The following is a 15,067-nucleotide window of genomic DNA, read 5'->3' on the forward strand; positions in this document are numbered from 1 at the left end:
AGGTGGCTTTTCCCATGAGTAAACAACGTGATTTCGATGTTGTAATCGTCGGTTCCGGTTTTGGTGGTTCTGTTTCTGCTTTGCGGTTGACCGAAAAGGGCTACCGAGTGGCAGTTCTCGAAGCTGGTCGACGGTTCGAAGATAAAGACTTTGCCAAGACCAGCTGGCGGCTTCACAAGTACCTGTGGGCTCCTAAGCTGGGACTCTTTGGTGTCCAGCGTGTGCACATGTTGAAAGATGTCATGATTCTCGCTGGTGCCGGCGTCGGCGGTGGTTCTCTTAACTACGCAAACACTCTGTATAAGCCGGGCACTGAATACTTCCAGCACCGTCAGTGGGGGCACATTACCGACTGGGAGTCAGAACTCACTCCGCACTATGACAATGCATCTCGCATGCTCGGGGTGGTCACCAACCCATCCGACACGCCTGCCGACGTCGTCATGCGTGAGGTAGCCGAAGATATGGGTGTGGGCCATACTTTCCGCTCGACTCCGGTGGGTGTGTTCTTCGGAGCTAAGACTGGTGGACAGGGTGCGCCAGGGCAAACAGTTTCCGATCCTTACTTCGGGGGGATTGGCCCGGACCGTACTGCTTGTACGGAATGTGGTGAGTGCATGACTGGTTGCCGTCACAATGCCAAGAACACCCTGGTTAAAAACTACCTCTACTTGGCGGAGAAGTTCGGTGCGCAGGTCTTTGACCGCACTACCGTTACTGGCCTGCATCCTCAGGCTGATGGCTCCTGGGTTATTGACACTGAGCGCACTGGCCGTTGGGTAGCTAAGGGCAAGCAGCAGTTTAGCGCTAAGCGCGTCATTCTCGCCGCCGGTGCATGGGGCACCCAGAATTTGCTGCATCGCCAGCAGGCCGATGGGCACTTGCCGCTGCTACCGAAATCTTTGGGCAAGCTGACCCGCACCAACTCCGAGGCTATTTTGGGCGCGATGGGTACGAAGGTGGACCCGGAAAATGACTTCTCTAACGGTGTAGCCATCACTTCGTCATTCTTCCCAGATGAGGACACCCATATCGAGCCAGTGCGCTACGGTAAGGGCTCTAATGCCATCGCAATGCTGCAGATGATTATGACCGAAGGAGGTCGTCGGACTCCGCGATGGTTGCAGGCTGTGGGAACCGTCGTAAAGCATCCTAACTACCTGACGCAGCTCGTGAATCTGCGTAAGTGGTCGCAGCGCACCGTGATTTCTCTGGTGATGCAGAATCGCGACAACTCGATTACGACGTACCTGCAAAAGATCGGGCCGGTGCGTTTCCTGATGAGTAAGCAGGGCGAGGGGGAGCCGAATCCGACGTGGATTCCGTCGGGTAACGAAGCTACGCAACGTGCGGCGGACAAGCTCAGTGCACGTGGTCGGAATGGTCGTGTGCTGGCTGGGGGCACTATCGGTGAGTTGGCAAACATTCCTTTGACAGCTCACTTCATTGGCGGCGCAACGATTTCGGATTCACCCGAAAACGGCGTTGTTGATCCGTACTTGCGTGTGTGGGGTTACCCGACGCTCTCGATTCACGACGGTTCGGCGATGGCAGCCAACCCGGGAGTGAACCCGTCACTGTCGATTTCCGCGAATGCGGAGCGTGCAACGTCGCTGTGGCCGAATAAGGGTGAGGAAGATCAGCGTCCGGCGCAGGGTGAGTCCTACGTGCGCCTGGATCCGATTGCTCCGGTGAACCCGGCTGTGCCGGAAGATGCTCCGGCTGCACTGAACCTGGGGATGCCTGCAGTCCGTAAGTCTTGATAAGCTTTAGGGCGTGTCTGAACAGGTGACTAAGCCCGTCCTCGTCGTGGACTTCGGTGCGCAGTATGCGCAGCTCATCGCGCGACGTGTGCGCGAGGCAAAAATTTATTCCGAAGTGGTCTCGCATGATGCGACGACCGAAGAAATTAAGGCCAAGAACCCGGCCGCGCTGGTGCTGTCCGGCGGCCCGTCCAGTGCCTACGCCGAAGGTGCCCCGAAGCTCAACCCAGAGTGGCTTGAGCTGGGCATTCCGGTGTTTGGTATTTGCTACGGTTTCCAGGCGATGACTGAGGTGCTCGGTGGCACGATCGCTGCTACCGGTGACCGTGAGTACGGTCGCACGCAGCTGAACGTCGTCGATGGTGGCGGTGTCGCTCACACTGGTGTGCCGGAGACACACGAGGTGTGGATGAGCCACGGTGACGCGGTGTCTAAGGCACCGGAGGGCTTCACCGTTACGGCGTCCACCAAGGGTGCTCCGGTAGCGGCTTTCGAGTGCTTGGAAAAGCGCATGGCCGGTGTGCAGTACCACCCGGAGGTCAACCACTCGCCGTATGGTCAGCAGGTTCTGGAGAAGTTCCTGTATGAGATTGCTGGCCTGGAGCCGGACTGGACTGCCGCTAACATCGCGGAAGAGCTGATTGAGCAGGTCCGTAATCAGGTCGGTGAGACCGGTCGCGCAATTTGCGGTCTGTCCGGCGGTGTCGACTCCGCAGTCGCCGCCGCGCTGGTGCAGCGCGCTATTGGTGACCGTCTGACCTGTGTCTTCGTTGACCATGGGCTGATGCGTCAGGGTGAGCGCGAGCAGGTTGAGAAGGATTTCGTTGCCGCAACTGGTGCGAAGCTGATCACCGTCGACGATTCCAAGGTCTTCCTGGATGCTCTGGCTGGTATCACCGATCCGGAGACCAAGCGTAAGACCATCGGCCGTGAGTTCATCCGCTCCTTCGAGCGCGCTGTCGCACAGGCGCTGGAGGGCGCTCCGGAGGGCGAGACCGTGGACTTCCTGGTCCAGGGCACCCTGTACCCGGATGTGGTTGAGTCCGGTGGCGGTTCTGGTACCGCCAACATTAAGAGCCACCACAACGTCGGCGGTCTGCCGGATGACGTTGAGTTCACCCTCGTTGAGCCGCTGCGCCTGCTGTTTAAGGACGAGGTCCGTGCGGTCGGCCGCGAACTGGGGCTGCCGGAAGAAATCGTCGCTCGCCAGCCGTTCCCGGGTCCGGGTCTTGGTATCCGCATCATCGGCGCTGTCGATGAGGGGCGTCTGGATACCCTCCGCCGCGCCGACGCCATTGCACGCGAGGAAATGACGGCCGCAGGTATGGACGAGGTTGTCTGGCAGTGCCCGGTCGTCCTGCTTGCCGACGTCCGCTCGGTTGGTGTCCAGGGTGATGGTCGTACGTATGGCCACCCAATCGTGCTGCGCCCGGTTTCCTCTGAGGATGCGATGACCGCTGACTGGACTCGTGTTCCCTACGATACGCTGGAGAAAATCTCCACTCGTATCACCAACGAGGTGCCTGAGGTCAACCGCGTGGTCCTGGATGTGACTTCCAAGCCACCGGGAACCATTGAGTGGGAGTAAGCCACTAGTTGGCGAGGGCCGTGTCTGTGAGTTGTGCAAACTCGCGGGCACGGCCCTCTTCCGTCAGGGCCGAATTGTTCTTGGCGATGGTGATGCGCTTATCGGCGGCTAGGGTGTGGAGAGCTGCGCTCACGGCATCGTCGTCAAGCACGGCGAAATAGGGGAGCTGGTCGGTGAAGAAGACGTAGCCGTCGCGTAGACGCGCGGTGAAGAGGACCGCGAGGATGCGGGCCTCTGGTGAGTCGGCGGGGTAGGGGCAGCGCTGGGCGAAATTGTCAGGAAGATGCGCGCCGAGAGGGAGGAAGCCGAATTGCCGCGGCAGGATTGCGCAGGTAGCGGTGATGGCGGACAGAACTAGGGTCATTATGCAGGCGACCGGTGTAGAGGAGATTCGTTCGGCGACGGCGGCAATAATCCATGCGCCGGGGAACATCAGCAGCACGCTTAGACTGCTATTCCACGAGATGTCGTTTGGTGACTCGCGCATTGGCTCGGCGAAGTAGGAGGGCCGAGTTTCTTTGGTGGATGTTTTTGCCTGGCGCACGAAAAGTGTGGTGCCAATGAGTGCGAGTAGAAGCGCGATCAGGATCCACCAGCCAATGGAGCCGATGATGTGGGCTTTAAGCAATGCGAGCAGTGCGATCACTGCGGTGGTGACGCCAATTGCCGTCCCCAGGCGCACGGGACTATTGATAAATTTCGTCGTGCGTTCGGCTGCGTCTTGGTAAGAGCCTGAAGAGTGTTGGTGCCGGCTGCGTTCAGTCATACTTCTTAAGTTTAGTAGCGATGGAACTATAGATTGTTGAGAGTTGTGTGGCTAGTGTTAAGGCCATGAGCATTGTAAAAATTAACGCTATTACCGTTCCTGAGGGTGCGGGAGAAGAGCTCGAACGTCGCTTTTCCGCTAACTCTTCAAAGATGACCGATGTGCCGGGTTTCATTGGTTTCCAACTGCTGCGTCCGACTGCAGGAGAGAGCCGCTACTTCGTCTTTACCGAGTGGGAGAGTGAGGAGGCCTACCAGGGGTGGCGTGAGGGCCGTGCCTTCAAGGCTTCGCATGAGGGCGAAAAGCGCAAGCCGGTGTCGTCGTCGGCTGATTTGCTCGAATTCGATGTAGTTCTCGATGTGAAGGCCTAAGTAGTACGAAATGTAGTACTCGGCTGAGGTTAGAGCGTCGCGCGGTGGTGTGCGGCGCTTTTCTTCGCGCATTAATATCGAACGTACGTGCTATTTAGGGTAGTGTTTAATCCGCTTGTTGGGAAAGAATATTCGAGCAGTGTTCGTGGTGGGCAGGGCAGTGGGGATGGCAGTGAGATGGCAGTGGGATAGCAGCGGGATGAGGTGGAACAAGAAGTGACAACGGCGGTCAATATTGCTGCGGGGCAGTCTAAGGAACAGACTATTGCGGCATTGCGGCAGGCGATGGCAGCCCAGTCTGGTGGGACTGCAACTGGTGCAACCTTTGGGCTCGGTGAGGCTCTGCCGGTGCCGGAGGCGTTGGAAAATACGTTGGCGGGAGTAGTGCGAAAAGGGGCTGTCAGTGTCATTGAACAGCCCGGTGCGGTATTGGCAGGTCTAATCGCGGAAGTTACGAAGACAGGTCATGTTGCGCTAGTTGGACTCGCTGAACAGGGGTTGCTCTCCGTGGTGGAGTTGGGCGGGAAGCTATCGAACATTGTCTGTGTGCCAGATCCTGGAATGCAGCCGCTTGAAGTAATTGGGCTGTTGGCGGACGGCGTTGACTTGGTGGTGGCTTCGTTGGCGCGCACTCCGCCGCCGTCGCAGGCACGTCCGCTGCAGGCACGACTGCGCACGAGTGGTTGTGCTCTGGTTTTTGTCGGGCAGCAGTGGCCGGGCGCTGCTGCGGAAATTTCCAGCTCTGTCGCTGGTGTTTCCGGGCTTGGCACTGGTTATGGCCGGATTCGAGCAGTGGATTACCAAGTCAGTGTGTCGGGGACGCGGTTTCCGCGGAGGCAGTGCCGTTGGCGGGTGGGGGAACAGGTGGAACAGAACAATGTGGTCGCGTTTCCCGCGCAGAGGAGGTCCTAGTGGTAGCGGCGGAATCGAGCCGTGTGGTGGCGCTATGGCTTCCTGATTGGCCAGTGCAGGCAGCACATCTAGCATCTGTGACGTCGCAGGCTAATCCGCTCAGTCCAGTTGCGATTGTGGGTGATAGCGGAGTAGCTGCTTGTTCTCCGAGTGCGCGCCGTGCAGGGGTACGGCGCGGGCAAAGCCGTCGCCATGCGGAAGCGTTGTGCCCGGAGCTGGAGGTTGTCGAGGAAAGTGCGGTGCGCGACGCTGCAGAATTCGAGTCCGTGCTGCAACGGTTGGAGGCGGTGGCAGCTGGGGTCGAAGCTCTACGGCCAGGCTTGGCGGTTGTGGCAGCGCGAGGGGTAATGCGTTATTACGGCGGACAGGATGTGGCCTTGGAAAAGCTGCTTGATGCCGCTGCGGTACCGGGCGTGGACTGCAGCTTGGGGCTCGCGGACGATATTGTGACAGCTATTTTGGCAGCGCGCAGGGGAGTGCTGGTAGCTCCCGGGGAAGATGAAGGCAAAAGATTTCGGCAGGGAATCTCTCTGGTGGAGCTGAGGGCGGAAAGTGCACTGGAGATGCCCGCAGAGCTTGCGAAGTCGTGGCAGGAACTCGGCCTGCGCACATTGGGGGATGTCGCTGCGTTGCCTAAGCGGGATATAGCCAACAGGTTTGGGGCGCAGGGGGCTAGATGGCACGATTTGGCCTGCCGTGGGGAAGTGCGGTTGGTGGCACCGCGATCTTTGCCGCCAGGACTGGCGGTGAGCTACCAGTCTTGGGAGAGTCCACTCCGAAGAGTGGATGAGGCCTCATTCGTCGCGCGCTTTCTAGCTGGGCAACTGCATGAAAAACTTTTTAACCATGGGTATTCGTGTTACCGCTTAGCGGTGGTGGCGCAATTTAGTGACGGCTCAGAGGTGCGCAGAGTATGGCGCTGCACTGAGCCACTGGCAGAACAGACTACGGCTGACAGGGTTCGGTGGCAGCTCGATGGCTGGCTGAATAACAGGAATCGGCAGCAGCCACGAGGGGACAGCGGCACTGTTGCTGGAACTGTTGACGGCGCTGAGGAAAATGATGGAGATGACAGCCGCGGAATTGTAGAGCTGCAGTTAGAGCCACTGGATGTGGCCGCCGCCGGGACCGTAAAGCAGGATCTGTGGCACGGTAGTGATGATGCGCGAGCCAAAGCGCGCCGGGCTGCCGAGCGTGTGCAGGGGTTACTGGGGTCAGAGGCAGTACAGCAACCAATCATGCAGGGCGGGCGTGGCCCAGGGGAAAGAGTGGGATTTGTCGCTTTCGGAGAAAAACCCAAAAACACAAAAACCGCGGAAAATAATCAGCCGTGGCCGGGAGCCGTTCTTGCTCCCAATCCGGCAACTATTCCCGCGACTGCTAATGCTGAGGTGGAAGTGCTCGATGACAATGGGCAGACCGTGGGCGTAACTGGGCGAGCGACCATGACGGCGGAACCATCTCTGGTGCGGCATGGAGTGACAACGTACCGCGTGTCATCGTGGGCTGGGCCCTGGCCGATTGACGAGCGCTGGTGGGTACCCGATGAGGCTCGCCGAGCGGCAAGACTGCAAATCCGTGCGGTAGCGCATGACGGTACCATCGTCGCCTGGTTGCTCATAGGGCATGCCGGCGCATGGAGAATCGAGGGGGCTTACGCGTAGAGGCGTAGCGAGGGGCCGGCACCGGGGAGGGGCAACCCGATTACTTCGATTGGAAGTCAATAACCAGGCGGTTCGGGTTGTTCAACGAGAAAACCTTGAACGGGGTCTTATCGCCCTTGAGCCCGACGACATACTGAGTCTGTCCCTCGAAGGTTCCGGCGCCAACGACTTCCTTAATAACGGACGTCGATGTCGGCTTGACCGGGTCAGAGGGGAAGTCCTCCATCTGGAAATCAAAGGGGTAACCCATGCTCCGCAAGTCGATTACCAGCTTGGCTGTGCCGTCGACCGAAATCGGTTTGCCGGAGCCCTGTTGGGTCGGCACATCCTCGTAACGGACGAAATATCCCGGAGTGCCCTCGCCCGTGAGTTCAAAGACAATGCGGTCGTAACCGTCGTGGGAACCGACACGGACATCTTCAATACCCAAGTAAGCGCCATCGGAAGGGGCAGCTTCTGAGGAGGAACTATTGAAATCGCCCTCCGGAGCAGCATCGTCATCCATGGTGGTTTGCGCCGCCGCAGATGAGCTAGTGGAGCTGCTAGAGCTGCTTGACAAATCGGAGGTGCCAGCGGTTGAGTCAGTCTTCATAGACACTGCAGCAGCCGAGTCTGGGGATGAGTCAGAGGAGCAAGCGCCGAGAGCCAGGCCCAATGCGAGGCACAGGGATGCCGCGATACGGGTACGGGTGCGCGAAACATCCAGCGATTTCGTATTCATACGTCTGACGGTATGTGCGCAGTTACGGAATTTCAACAAGCTGAACTACAAAAGTCGAGGTCAGAAGTATTTGTTGTCAAAGTGTTGCACAATAGTAATAAAACAGGGGTGAACGCTGCGACCTAAGACCCAATCGCAGGGGGCACTCAATTACGCTTAGGCGTATGAGCCAGGCCAAATTTGATACCACCTGTTCCGCTCAGATGACTGAGCCGCTTCCCGGTACTGCGAAGACCGGAAAGCTCTTTATTGCGTTGGAGCACCAACTCGGTTGGTCGCACGATATTTTTGACGGCGGGGTATGGGGAGCAGAGATCACCGGTCAGGTAGAGGCCTGGCTGTCTGAACGCGGCGGCGCGTTGCAGCTGATTCGAAAGCCAGGCCGAATCGGCCAGCAGCCGTGTGATGGCGTTAACGTCTATATCGCGCATTGTGAATCAGTGGATGGCTCTGAGGTTTTTCTCGAACATCGCATGGTTGCCGATGTTGAAGACCTGATGACTCTGGATATCCGCCCTGGCCAGCCCACCGAGGGGGCCACTCGTCTGGACCATCCACTGTTTCTCATCTGTACGCACGGTAAGCGCGATCGTTGCTGTGCGATTAAAGGTCGCCCGCTCGCTGCTGCGATGCACAATCTCTACCCAGAGGTTGTTTGGGAAACCTCGCACTCTAAGGGGCACCGCTTTGCGCCGGCCAGCGTGCTGTTGCCATGGAATTACAGCTTTGGACGTCTGAGTGCGGTGGATGCCAAGGGGGTCATCGAAGACGCTCAGCAGGGCATCGTGCATGCAGAGGGCTGCCGCGGCCGTGGTGTCTACACCCCGCAGGGGCAGGCGGCCGAGTTGGCTGTGCGTCGTCAAGCCGATACGTGGGGCGTAGATGATGTCGCACGCGTTGACGTCGACGGCACGACTGCAGTCGTCGCGCTTTACGACGGCCCCAGCGACCGCGACAAGGTCGTGGAATATGAAGTGGCCCTGGAGAAAATCACCACGGAAGGCGTTGTGTCTTCCTGCGGTGATGCTCCAGGGCCAAAGAAGGGCTGGGCTGCGGTCGAGGTAACCCGCCGCTAGCTAGTGGCTAGCTAATGTGCGCGGCTACCTGCGCATAATCTTCTTGGAGAGCCAGTTGCCGAAGATCTGCGCCAACTGGACGATGAAGATGATGACCAGGGTTGTCACCAGGGTGACGTTCCAGTCGAATGCCTGGTAACCGTAGGTGATTGCGAAGTTGCCCAGTCCGCCACCGCCGATGTAGCCGGCCATAGCTGACATGTCGACCACGGCGATGAATGCGAAGGTGTAGCCCAGTACCAGCGGGCCCAGTGCCTCCGGCACGACGACCGTCCGGATGATGCGCCACGGACTTGCGCCCATCGCACGGGCGGCCTCAATTACGCCGGGGTCGATGGACATCAAATTCTGCTCCACCAGGCGCGCGATGGCGAATGTGGCGGCAATCGACATGACGAACACCGCGGCTTCGGTGCCGATCGTGGTGCCGACCACGTTCTTTGTCAGTGGGCCGATGGCCGTAACCAGGATGATGAACGGGATTGGGCGGACAAAGTTAATCAGGACATTGAGGACCTGGTAGACAAACTTGTTGCGCAGTACGCCACCATCGCGGGTGGTGTAGAGCAGCACGCCGATTGCCAGACCTGCGACACCGCCAATCAGCATGGCGACACAGACCATGTAGAGCGTCTGGCCGAATGCCTCGCCCAGCATCGGGCCGAGGCTATCCCAGTTGGTGTCCTTGCCACTCACCGATGGCAGAGAGTTTAAGAGACCGATCATGATGCAAGCTCCTCTACCTGTGTCAGTTCGGAAATAGCAGCAATGGCGGCATCGAAATCAGAGGAATCCGAGGCGGAATTGCCTGTCAGCGGAGTCAATCGCAAAGTAAGGCGGCCGTAGGACTTCGCCTGCACATTGGCGACCGCGCCGTGTGCCACCGAGGCGGCGACACCGTGGGCACTAGTGGCCTGTGCTAGGGCACCGAGGTCAACACCGTCATTGATAGTGATGGTGACCAGGCGAGCTGCTGCGCTCTCGGCAGACTGATTCACCGAATCGCGTTCACGGCCAATTGGAACATCGCGCAGTGCGGTGGTGGCGAAGCGGCGGCCAACCTCAGTCTTGGGGTTGGCAAAAACCTCGTGGACCGTACCGGTTTCGACGATGTGACCATTTTCCATGATGGCCATGCGGTCAGCGATACCGCGTACAACCGACATATCATGGGTGATCAGCACGATAGTGACACCCATTTCGCGATTGATGCGACGCAGCAGATCCAGGACGCCGGAAGTAGTTTCCGGGTCGAGTGCCGAGGTGGCTTCGTCGGCAAGCAAGAGCGTCGGTTCGGTGGCGAGCGCACGGGCGATGCCGACACGCTGCTTCTGCCCACCCGAGAGCTGCTCGGGGAAGGACTCCGCCTTGTCGCCGAGACCGACGAACTCCAGCAGCTCCTGGGCGCGAGCGCGGCGCTTGGCCTTCGGCATGCCGGCCAGTTCCAGCGGGTATTCAACGTTGCGAATCGCGTTGCGCGAATGGAAGAGGTTGAAGTGCTGGAAAATCATGCCGATATTGCGGCGCAAGCCCCGTAGCTGGCGCTCGGAGATGCCGACGATGTCGGTGTCATCTAGCAAAACCTGCCCGGAGGTTGGCTTTTCCAGGCCGTTAATCATACGGATGAGCGTTGATTTACCGGCGCCGGAATAACCGATGACGCCGAGGATTTCGCCGGGTTCAACGGTTAGGTTGATGTCGGCGAGCGCGGTGACGTCGCCGAATTGCTTGTTCAGCTCGCGGAATTCGAGCTTCGTTCCCCTGTTGGTCACGAATGAATCAGTGCCCCTTGGTCTGTGTTCCCTGGTGTTGGGCGGTGCTTAGGTGGCAGTGGCGTTAGTTCTGCTCGCGCTGCTGCTCTTCGACGCGATCCAGAATGTCCTGCAGCTCCTTAGCCGAACGGTCAACCGGAACCGAGGTGCCCTTGGAGTCCTCAGCGACTGCGTCCTGGACCTCCTTGGAGTGCCAGATCTTGGAGAGCTCCGCGTACTTCGGGTTGTCAGCATTTTCAGCCTTGGTGACAAAGACGTTGATGTACGGCTCTGCCTCCGTGGAGTTCGGGTCATCCTGGAAGATGGCGGTGTTCGGGTCGATGCCGGCGCGGTCCAGGAAGGAGTTATTGATAATGGCGGGCTTACCCTCGCCGTAGGCGGCCGGAGTCTGAGCGGCATCCACCGGCAGAACCGTGACCTTGGAAGCTTCCTTATCGATGTCAGCAGGGGACGGGGTCAGCAGGTCATCCTGCTTCAGCTTCAGCAGGCCAGCCTGAACCAGCACGTTAATAGCGCGGCCCTGGTTGGACGGGTCGTTCGGGATGACGACCTCGGTGCCCTTCTTCAGCTCATCAACCGACTTGTGGTCCTTCCAGAACAGAGCCAGCGGGACAATTTCGCTCGAGCCAATCGGAGTCAGGTCCGACTTAGCGCCGGCGTTGTACTCAGCCAAGAACTTGATGTGCTGGAAGAGATTGACGTCGAGCTGGCCCTCATCGAGTGCGCGGTTCGGGGTCTGGTAGTCGGAGAAGGACTGAACATCCAGATCGATGCCCTGTTCGGAAGCCTTCTGCTCGAAAACGGTCCAGGCCTTCTTGCCGGCATCCGTGGTGCCGATGCGAATGGCATCATCCGAGCTGCCACAGGCGGTAAGGCCGGTTGCGGCGAACGCGACAGTAAGTACACCGGCGGAAAAACGCTTGAGGTTCATCGAGGGGTCTCCTTATTTAATGGGATTTGTTAGCTGAAGTTTTAAGGCAGAACTAGACCAAGCTGTCTTTAATTCTGGGGTTAAGGCTAGCACTTGCCCAGGTAGTGCTGAAAATTCAACTTCAGCCTAAACAGTCGAACGTGGCTGAGGTGTGACTTACGGATGCGTCCCGGGGGTGGCGCTTAATGCACATACTAATCGAAAATACGTTTGAATGCAGTCCGTAGGGTGGGTTAATGTTCATGGCATGGAAAACATCTCGGACGGACAGTCGGAGCAGTCCGGTCGGCCACTGAGCTGGTCGCGGATTGAGCGTATTCTATCGGGTAAATTTTCAGGAAAACTACAGCCTAATGGCAGCTTCAATGGCTGGTGGGGGCAGCTGTCAGATTCCATCGTTGGGGCTTTTGAAGCTCCGGAAAGCGGTGTTAGTGGCGGAGGTGGCGTGTCATTTTCGCCTGCGGATATTAAGGCGGAATTGCACTGTCGTTCGAGCTATTCATTCCTGCATGGCGCATCGGATCCGGAAGAATTGGTGTCCGAGGCTGCGCGTTTGGGGTTAAACGTGTTGGGGCTCGCAGATCGCGATGGTTTCTATGGAATCGCTCGTTTTGCCGAGGCTGCAGCGGAGGCTGGTATCGCCACAATCATCGGCGCGGAGCTGGGGCTTCCGCAGCGGCCCCTCACAGTGCTGGGGCGGGGGCCCGAGGGCTATCGGCGCCTGAGCCACACGCTGTGTGATGCGCATATGTCGGCAGGGGAGAAGTCCGTCGTCCGCTATCCCTCGCTGCCAGAGTTAGGGGAGGCCGCAGGTGGTTTCTGGCAGGTGCTTGCCGACGTCAGCTGGGTCGGCGACTTGGAAGAGCTCATTGCGGCCTTCGGTGCGGAGAACGTGGCGCTCGAGCACCGCCTGAGCTCCACAGCAGAGGCGGCCGATGATGAGGAGGCTATTTCGGCCGCAGCTGTGAAGTATGGCCTGCGGGAGGTGGTTTCCTCTGCTGCGACGGCGGCCTCGCCTGCGGCAAGCCGGTTGGCCGGGGCGAAGCAGGCCCTTGCTGTGCGGGAGGACTTAGACGGGTTCGAGTCACGGCTGGAGCCCGCAGGCGGAGCTTGGTTGCGTTCGTGGGAGGAGCTATCGGCGGCAACACGGTATCTGGGGGCGCAGGTGCTGCAGGCAACACAGGACATTGCAGGTGAGTGTGCTTTTACGCTTGATCTCATTGCGCCTGAGTTGCCTCGCTGGGAGGTTCCTGCTGGTCACGATGAGGATTCGTGGCTACGGGAAATTGCTCGTGCGGGGGCGCGGCGGCGGTATGGTCCGGCCGATGGAGCTGGGGATAGCTCCGTGCAAGCGCGGGCGTGGGCGCAGTTAGAGAATGAGCTGACTGTGATTCGAGAGCTGGGTTTTCCAGGCTACTTCCTCATCGTGCATGACCTCTGTGAGTTCTGTCGCCGGGCGGGAATTCTGGCGCAGGGGCGCGGTTCGGCCGCTAACTCGGTGGTGTGTTTTGCGCTGGGGATCACCAATGTTGACCCCATTAGTGCCGGGCTGTTGTTCGAGAGGTTTTTGTCGCCAGAACGGGATGGGCCACCGGATATCGATGTAGACATTGAGTCTGGTCGTAGGGAAGAGGTCATCCAATACGTCTATGAAAAGTATGGTCGTGACAATGCCGCGCAGGTGGCCAATGTCATTACCTACCGGCGGCGCGGTGCATTGCGCGATGCGGCGCGGGTGTTGGGGTACTCGCCGGGCGTTATCGATGCGTGGGTCAGAGACCGGGAGGCGTGCCCGCCGGAGCCGGTGCAGCAACTGGCGGAGCAGCTTCGTGGGCAGCCTCGGCATCTAGGTATTCACTCTGGCGGAATGGTGATTTGTGATCGGCCGATTGCGGATGTCGTGCCAGTGGAATGGGCACGCATGGAAGGTCGTTCGGTAGTGCAGTGGGATAAGGATGACTGTGCGGCAGCGGGACTGGTGAAATTCGACCTGCTTGGCCTCGGAATGCTGGAGGCCATCCACCATTGCATTGACTTGGTCTATGAACAGCATGGGCGCCGAGTGAACCTGTGGGAAATAGATGTCGCCGAGCCGGAGGTTTACGAGATGTTGGCACGCGCGGACGCGGTGGGCGTGTTTCAGGTGGAATCGCGCGCGCAGCTGGCCACCTTGCCCCGACTGAAGCCGAGGGAGTTCTTTGATCTGGTGGTGGAGGTGGCACTCATTCGCCCAGGCCCCATTCAAGGCGGTAGCGTGCACCCCTACATTCGCCGCCGAAATGGACTCGAACCGGTGACCTATGAGCATCCAGTGCTGGAGAAGTCCCTCGGGAAGACACTGGGCATCCCGCTATTTCAAGAGCAGCTGATGCAAATGGCCGTCGATGCGGCGGGTTTCAGTGGGGCGGAAGCGGACTCGCTGCGTCGCGCTATGGGGTCGAAGCGCTCAGTGGCCAAAATGGAAGCGCTTCATGCCCGTTTTCTGGCTGGGCTGGAGCGCACCAGTGGCATTGATGTGGATATTGGGGAACAACTGTGGAACAAGATAGTGGCCTTTGCCGCCTACGGTTTCCCGGAATCACACGCGCAGTCGTTTGCCTCCTTGGTGTATTTCTCGGCTTGGTTTAAGTACCACTATCCGGCGGAGTTCTGTGTCGCATTGCTCCGTGCCCAGCCCATGGGGTTTTACTCTCCGCAGTCGTTGATTGCTGATGCTCGCCGGCACGGTATCGGCTGCGATGGTCCGGATATCTCGGTTTCAGGCGTGGAAGCCAGCGTCATCGATGGGCGTATTCGGTTGGGGCTCGGTGCCATTGCTGGTGTGGGCAATGATGTGGCGGAACGTATCGTCGCAGCGCGGCCATTTGTCAACGCAGCAGATGTCGCCCGCAGAGCTCGGCTGAGTGTTGGGCACATGGAAGCACTGGCGCGCGCAGGGGCGCTTGGGTCGCTGGGGATTGACCGTCGGCAAGCACTGTGGGCGGCGGGCGTGGCGGCGACGGAAAGTGAGGGCATGCTGCCGGGGCTCACGCTTGCCGACGCACCTGCGTTGCCCGGCATGACGGAGTTTGAGCTGGCAGCTGCCGATTTGACGGCAACGGGAGTGACCCCGGGGCAGTACCCGGTGGCCGCGTTGCGGGCAGACCTGCAGGAACGTGGAGTGGTGCCTGCGGCGGAACTGAAAACAGTGCCCGACGGAACACGAGTAGAAGTGGCGGGAGTCGTGACGCATAGGCAACGTCCGGGGACCGCTGGTGGAGTGACATTTTTGGGAATGGAGGACGAAACTGGGCTGGTGAATGTGCTGTGTACGCCGGGGCTGTGGAATCGATTTCGGCCGGTAGCGGTGAATTCGCGGGCGATGGTGGTGCGCGGTATCGCGCAGACAGCCTCTGGTGCGGTGACAATCGTGGCCGATCGTCTGGTGGATATGTCCGAGGCTCTGGGGCAGCCAGTGGTGGCAGGTCGAAGTAGAGATTTTCGCTGACTACTAGAATGGATTG

The 15,067-nt window shown here is 59.2% G+C and carries 12 protein-coding genes; 7 read left to right on the plus strand and 5 right to left on the minus strand.

Annotated features, from left to right (window positions below; genetic code table 11):
• The first annotated feature begins 14 nt into the window (after positions 1-14).
• Positions 15-1,763: an FAD-dependent oxidoreductase gene (locus ADM64_RS04390; RefSeq protein ID WP_049169947.1), complete on the plus strand. Its 1,749-nt coding sequence runs from the start codon at positions 15-17 to the stop codon at positions 1,761-1,763.
• Positions 1,764-1,776: 13 nt separating this feature from the next.
• The gene (gene guaA / locus ADM64_RS04395) at positions 1,777-3,351 is read left to right on the plus strand and encodes a glutamine-hydrolyzing GMP synthase (RefSeq protein WP_049193260.1); all 1,575 of its coding nucleotides are present in this window, start codon (positions 1,777-1,779) and stop codon (positions 3,349-3,351) included.
• Positions 3,352-3,355: 4 nt separating this feature from the next.
• On the opposite strand, the gene ADM64_RS04400 is transcribed toward guaA, so the two are convergent.
• A complete protein-coding gene (locus ADM64_RS04400; protein ID WP_049193261.1) occupies positions 3,356-4,117 on the minus strand; it encodes a hypothetical protein in 762 nt (253 codons plus the stop codon).
• Between the two features lie 65 nt (positions 4,118-4,182).
• Between ADM64_RS04400 and ADM64_RS04405 the strand changes: the two genes are divergently transcribed.
• The 3 genes from ADM64_RS04405 (at position 4,183) to ADM64_RS04415 (ending at position 7,064) form a co-directional block, all read left to right on the plus strand.
• The gene (locus tag ADM64_RS04405; RefSeq protein WP_038629377.1) at positions 4,183-4,488 is read left to right on the plus strand and encodes an antibiotic biosynthesis monooxygenase family protein; all 306 of its coding nucleotides are present in this window, start codon (positions 4,183-4,185) and stop codon (positions 4,486-4,488) included.
• Positions 4,489-4,704: 216 nt separating this feature from the next.
• Positions 4,705-5,400, plus strand: coding sequence for a hypothetical protein (locus ADM64_RS04410; protein WP_049169941.1), 696 nt, complete (start codon positions 4,705-4,707; stop codon positions 5,398-5,400).
• The gene (locus ADM64_RS04415) at positions 5,400-7,064 is read left to right on the plus strand and encodes a Y-family DNA polymerase (RefSeq protein ID WP_049169939.1); all 1,665 of its coding nucleotides are present in this window, start codon (positions 5,400-5,402) and stop codon (positions 7,062-7,064) included. Before ADM64_RS04410 ends, ADM64_RS04415 begins: the two co-directional genes overlap by 1 nt.
• A gap of 40 nt (positions 7,065-7,104) precedes the next feature.
• Here ADM64_RS04415 and ADM64_RS04420 read toward each other — a convergent pair whose 3' ends face one another.
• Positions 7,105-7,785: an AMIN-like domain-containing (lipo)protein gene (locus tag ADM64_RS04420; protein ID WP_049169936.1), complete on the minus strand. Its 681-nt coding sequence runs from the start codon at positions 7,783-7,785 to the stop codon at positions 7,105-7,107.
• Between the two features lie 164 nt (positions 7,786-7,949).
• On the opposite strand from ADM64_RS04420, the gene ADM64_RS04425 reads away from it, so the two are divergent.
• A complete protein-coding gene (locus ADM64_RS04425; protein WP_049169934.1) occupies positions 7,950-8,861 on the plus strand; it encodes a sucrase ferredoxin in 912 nt (303 codons plus the stop codon).
• 24 nt (positions 8,862-8,885) lie between these two features.
• Here the strand turns inward: ADM64_RS04425 and ADM64_RS04430 are convergent, their stop codons facing one another.
• The 3 genes from ADM64_RS04430 to ADM64_RS04440 form a co-directional block, all read right to left on the minus strand.
• Positions 8,886-9,518: a methionine ABC transporter permease gene (locus tag ADM64_RS04430; protein ID WP_224433327.1), complete on the minus strand. Its 633-nt coding sequence runs from the start codon at positions 9,516-9,518 to the stop codon at positions 8,886-8,888.
• A 65-nt stretch (positions 9,519-9,583) separates the two neighbouring features.
• Positions 9,584-10,633, minus strand: a complete 1,050-nt coding sequence (locus ADM64_RS04435; RefSeq protein WP_049169931.1) for a methionine ABC transporter ATP-binding protein — start codon at positions 10,631-10,633, stop codon at positions 9,584-9,586.
• 64 nt (positions 10,634-10,697) lie between these two features.
• A complete protein-coding gene (locus ADM64_RS04440; RefSeq protein ID WP_049193263.1) occupies positions 10,698-11,564 on the minus strand; it encodes a MetQ/NlpA family ABC transporter substrate-binding protein in 867 nt (288 codons plus the stop codon).
• Positions 11,565-11,811: 247 nt separating this feature from the next.
• On the opposite strand from ADM64_RS04440, the gene ADM64_RS04445 reads away from it, so the two are divergent.
• On the plus strand, positions 11,812-15,051 hold the full coding sequence (locus ADM64_RS04445) for an error-prone DNA polymerase (RefSeq protein ID WP_049193326.1): 3,240 nt from the start codon (positions 11,812-11,814) through the stop codon (positions 15,049-15,051).
• Positions 15,052-15,067 lie beyond the last annotated feature (16 nt).

The organism is Corynebacterium sp. 401_CJEI, assembly GCF_001076435.1.
Lineage (GTDB): Bacteria > Actinomycetota > Actinomycetes > Mycobacteriales > Mycobacteriaceae > Corynebacterium > Corynebacterium jeikeium_D.